At 44.6% G+C, this 724-nt stretch carries 1 protein-coding gene; it reads left to right on the top strand.

Features of this window, described 5'->3' with window-relative positions; translation table 11 throughout:
• Positions 1–432 (top strand): hypothetical protein (locus ACWR1S_RS30840; RefSeq protein ID WP_454566140.1); only part of this gene is annotated, 432 nt, incomplete at its 5' end.
• Positions 433–724 lie beyond the last annotated feature (292 nt).

The raw sequence follows: 724 nt of genomic DNA, 5'->3' as shown, positions 1-724 counted from the left end.
TTGACCAACGTCGGACAAACCGTAGAAACCGGAAAGTTCACCCTCATAGCACGTCAGTTGCCAGCACGGGAGCACTACATAAGTTATGTAGAAATCACAAACATCATGAATTCAGATGAAAACTTCAAGGGAAGACAACTGTATACGTACGCAAGCCATTCGAATTTGATGATTAAATTTGAACTAGTACTTCGCAATGGCGTAGCAAGTCGAATCACGTTTCAGCTCATGGTCGGCAATATGTCGACTCTTATACCCTTGACTGCACAATTTCTTAACTCATCCGGGGGTGTTCTCGGATCTGTGACTCACCCATCTGGTGATTTCAAAAAGTTATATACGTATGACTCAGGAAATCTAATTGGAATTAAATCCATTACATTCAGCACTGAGGGGTTATTTATCATTGACAACATCAGAATAACGCCATGAGGAATTTTTATCGAGCGTGCTAACGTCGTTTATCCGGAAGGGGTTATCCGTCGGTTTGTTCGCCTTGAGGGAGCAGGTTATATCGTAGATGACCACAGAGGGGCGGATTTGTTTAAACAATGATTTAAACATGGACCACAAAGGGGAGGCTTTATTTAACCAGTAATTTAAACAGCGGGGCCTGATCGAGATTTTTCTGCTGACCGGGATGGCCCTTTCGCGAGCAAGCTCGCTTCCACAGGGAAACGCATTCCAAATGTGGAAGCGAGCTTGCTCGCGAAGGGGCCAGTGA

The organism is Pseudomonas sp. AIG, assembly GCF_977020205.1.
The sequence above is the reverse complement of the archived record's forward strand: the minus strand, read 5'-3'. Positions and strand labels throughout refer to the sequence as shown.